We start from the raw sequence: 4,394 nt of genomic DNA on the forward strand, positions 1-4,394 counted from the left end.
GTGTTCTACGACAGCGTCGTCACGCACGGGCAGTTCAGGCAGCAGACCGAATGGCTGGCCGGCTGGCTGCAACAGGTGGCGGGCGTGCAGCGCGGCGACCGCGTGCTGCTGTGCACGCAAAACAGCCCGCAGTTCGCCATCGGCGCGTATGGTGTGCTGCGCGCCGACGCCGTGCTGGTGCCGGTGAACCCCATGAACCGCACGCAGGAGCTCCGGCACCTGGTCCAGGATGCGGGCGCGAAGGTGCTGATCTGCACGCAAGACCTGTTCGAGCAGGTGGCGCCCTTGCTAGATGAGGGCCGCCGCACCGGCGAAGGCCTGCAGCACGTGCTCGTGGCCGCGTACAGCGACCACCTGACCGCGCCGACCGACATGCGCGTGCCCGATTTCATTGCCGCGCCGCGCCAGCCGATCACCACCGAAGGCGTGACGCTGTGGGCCGATGCGATGGCCGAGCACCGCCAGCCTAATCCCCTGCAAGGCGGCCCCGACGACCTCGCCGTGATGCCCTACACCTCGGGCACCACCGGCCACCCCAAGGGCTGCATGCACACGCACCGCAGCGTCATGTACGGCACCGTGGCGCGCAGCGTGTGGCTGGGCAGCCCGCGCGACGCCGTCATCCTCGCCACCCTGCCCTACTTCCACGTCACCGGTTTCCAGAGCAGCCTCAACAGCGTGCTGCACCTGGGCGCCACCGTCGTCATCCTGCCCCGTTGGGACCGCGATGTCGCGCTCGAGTGCCTGCAACGCCAGCGCATCACCGCCGCGCAGATGATCTCGACCATGGTGGTGGACCTGCTGGCCCACCCGGGCATTGAAAGCGCCGACCTGAGCAGCCTGCAAAGCATCGGCGGAGGTGGCGCGGCCATGCCCGAAGCTGTGGCCGCGCGCCTGAAGGCGCTCACCGGCCTCGACTACATCGAGGGCTATGGCTTGTCGGAGACCATGGCGGCCACGCACATCAACCCCGTTCCGCGCCCCAAGAAGCAGTGCCTGGGCATCCCCATCTTCGACGTCGATTCGCGCGTGGTGAACACCGATACCTTCGAGGAACTGCCGCCCGGCGAAGTGGGCGAGATCGTCATCCACGGCCCGCAACTGATGCGGGGCTACTGGCGCAACGACACCGCCAACGCCGAGGCCTTCGTCGCCATCGGCGGCAAGCGATTTCTGCGCACGGGCGACCTGGCCCACACCGACGAAGACGGCTACTTCCACATGGTCGACCGGCTCAAGCGCATGATCAACGCCTCGGGCTTCAAGGTCTGGCCCAGCGAGGTCGAAGCCCTGCTCTACGCCCACCCTGCCATCCAGGAAGCCTGCGTGATCGGCACACGCGACGAGCGCCGCGGCGAAACCGTCAAAGCCATCGTCGTGCTCAAGCCCGAAGCACGCGGCCAGGTCAGCGAAGCCGCCATCGTCGACTGGGCGCACACGAACATGGCCGCCTACAAGGCACCGCGCATCGTCACCTTTGCGGAGCGCCTGCCCAAGTCGGCCACAGGCAAGATCCTGTGGCGCGAGCTGCAATCGGCCGAGCCATGCTGAACACTGCACGCATGCCCCACCAACCGCGCATCCCCTGCATCACACACCCACGAGACACACCATGAGCGCCAACAAAGCCACCTTCAACTGGGCCGACCCGCTGCTGCTGGACGAACAGCTCACGCAAGAAGAGCGCATGATCAAGGATGCCGCGCGCGAGTACGCCCAAGGCAAGCTGATGCCCCGAGTGACACTGGCCTTTCGCAACGAGCAGACCGACCCGGCCATCTTCCGCGAGATGGGCGAGCTGGGCCTGCTGGGCGCCACCATCCCGACCGAATACGGCGGCGCGGGCCTGAATTACGTCAGCTACGGCCTGATCGCGCGCGAGGTGGAACGCGTGGACAGCGGCTACCGCTCGATGATGAGCGTGCAGTCGTCACTCGTGATGGTGCCGATCAACGCCTTCGGCAACGAAGCCACCAAGCGCAAGTACCTGCCCAAGTTGGCCACCGGCGAGTTCATCGGCTGCTTCGGCCTCACAGAGCCCAACCACGGCTCCGACCCGGCCAGCATGCTCACGCGCGCCACCAAGGTCGATGGCGGCTACACGCTGCGCGGCAGCAAAATGTGGATCAGCAACTCGCCGATCGCCGACGTGTTCGTGGTCTGGGCGCAGTGCAACGAGAACGGCAAAGACCAGATCCGCGGCTTCGTGCTGGAGAAGGGCTGGAAAGGCCTGAGCGCCCCCGCCATCCTCGGCAAGGTGGGCCTGCGCGCCAGCATCACCGGCGAGATCGTGATGGACGACGTGTTCGTGCCCGAAGAGAACGCCTTCCCCGAGGTGCGCGGCCTCAAAGGCCCCTTCACGTGCCTGAACAGCGCACGCTATGGCATCTCGTGGGGCGCCATGGGCGCGGCCGAAGACTGCTGGTTCCGCGCGCGGCAGTACGTGCTCGACCGCCAGCAGTTCGGCCGCCCGCTGGCCGCCAACCAGCTCATCCAGAAGAAGCTGGCCGACATGCAGACCGAGATCGCGCTGGGCCTGCAAGGCAGCCTGCGACTGGGCCGCATGAAGGACGAAGGCACCGCTGCGGTCGAGATCACCTCCATCATGAAGCGCAACAACTGCGGCAAGGCGCTGGACATCGCCCGCCTGGCCCGCGACATGATGGGTGGCAATGGCATCAGCGACGAGTTCGGCGTGGCTCGCCACCTGGTGAACCTGGAGGTGGTCAACACCTACGAGGGCACGCATGACGTGCATGCACTGATCCTGGGGCGGGCGCAGACGGGGATTCAGGCGTTTTTTTGAACTGCATCGCCGCCATGGAGCGCATGCACACGCCCGATTGGGCGAGCCCCATGGAGAGATGGGTTTGATACACTGGAACACTGTCAAAAAATACAGTACTCGATCATGTCCCTCACCTCTGTAGAGCTCTTTGCCGGCGCCGGTGGATTGGCCATGGGCGTTGGATTGGCCGGGTTCAAGAGCAAGGGCGTGGTGGAGTGGGACCGCTGGGCTTGTGACTCCATCCGGCAGAACCAAGAGCGAGGCCACCCCTTGGTTGCAGAGTGGCCCTTGTTCGAGGGCGATGTTCGTCACTGGATCGACCATGTGGACACATCGTCCATGGAAGGGTTGGACCTTGTGGCAGGCGGACCGCCATGTCAGCCCTTTTCGATGGGAGGCAAACACCAGGCCAACCTCGATGCGCGCGACATGTTTCCTGCGGCAGTGTCCATCGTGCGCAAGCTGCGTCCACGCGCCTTCCTGTTCGAAAACGTCAAAGGCCTGACGCGAGCGAGCTTCTCGTCGTACTTTTCGTACATCCAATTGCAGCTGGAATTCCCTGAGATCACCAAAAAGTCCGACGAGTCTTGGTGCGATCATCAAAAGCGGCTGCAGGAGTTCAAAACATCCAGGAAGAACTCCGGCAACGGACTGAGCTATCGACTGTTCGTTGGTCTGGTCAACGCAGCGAACTATGGGGTTGCACAAAAGCGCGAGCGCGTCTTCATCGTCGGTTTCCGCAGCGATGTGGACGCGCGCTGGTCATTTCCTGCGGAGACGCACTCTCTCGATGCCTTGTTGTATGACCAGTATGTGGACGGCTCTTACTGGGATCGGCACAAAATTGCCAGCAAACACCGGCCCGCCCTGCCGGCAAAGCACGCCAACTTGGTGGCGGGCATGAAAGGGCTTGGCATGCTTCCCACCAAGGCAGCATGGCGGACGGTGCGTGACGCCTTGATCGGGCTGCCCGAGCCAAGAGAAGACGGACGAGGGCTGGACCTCAACCATCGCTTTCAAGCGGGTGCGCGCGTCTATCCTGGCCACACCGGCAGCCCCATGGATTTGCCCGCCAAAACACTCAAGGCTGGAGGCCACGGCGTGCCAGGCGGCGAGAACATGCTGGTTAGGCTGGATGGCTCGGTCCGGTACTTCAGCATCCGGGAATCAGCCCGCTTGCAAGCCTTCCCGGACAGCTATGAGCTGCACGGCGCCTGGGGCGAAGCCATGAGACAGCTTGGCAATGCTGTGCCCGTCACCTTGGGCCAACAAATGGCAGCCAGTGTGGCATGTCAACTGCTGTCAGCAGATCATCGAAACATTGCACAGCGTCGCTTGTTCGAGGCCATTGCCGCATGATTCAGCCCACGCCGTACAACCCGCTTGAGAAAGAGAACCTGGGCAAGAGCGTTGCAGATGCCATGCTGGCACGGCCAGCCATCCCGCTCCATGCGCTGCAGCCGTTTCATGGTGCCGGCATCTACGCCTTGTACTACGCTGGCACATTCGTCGCATATCAGGCGATGGCTGCGGTCAACCAAAGCCAAGGCCCGACGGTTCCCATTTATGTGGGTAAAGCCATTCCCGCCGGCGGCCGCAAAGGTGG

General features: G+C 64.1%; 4 protein-coding genes. All 4 read left to right on the forward strand.

The genetic code is table 11. The features are described from left to right. On the forward strand, positions 1–1,551 hold a 1,551-nt coding region (locus tag B2W70_RS06265; protein ID WP_286743918.1), incomplete at its 5' end, for a long-chain-fatty-acid--CoA ligase. A 61-nt stretch (positions 1,552–1,612) separates the two neighbouring features. Then, on the forward strand, positions 1,613–2,806 hold the full coding sequence (locus B2W70_RS06270; protein ID WP_286743920.1) for an acyl-CoA dehydrogenase: 1,194 nt from the start codon (positions 1,613–1,615) through the stop codon (positions 2,804–2,806). A gap of 105 nt (positions 2,807–2,911) precedes the next feature. Then, positions 2,912–4,147: a DNA cytosine methyltransferase gene (locus tag B2W70_RS06275; protein WP_286743922.1), complete on the forward strand. Its 1,236-nt coding sequence runs from the start codon at positions 2,912–2,914 to the stop codon at positions 4,145–4,147. Then, on the forward strand, positions 4,144–4,394 hold a 251-nt coding region (locus B2W70_RS06280; protein WP_286743924.1), incomplete at its 3' end, for an Eco29kI family restriction endonuclease. The genes B2W70_RS06275 and B2W70_RS06280, both read left to right, overlap by 4 nt.

This window comes from Aquabacterium sp. UBA2148, from assembly GCF_002328915.1.
GTDB lineage: Bacteria > Pseudomonadota > Gammaproteobacteria > Burkholderiales > Burkholderiaceae_C > Aquabacterium > Aquabacterium parvum.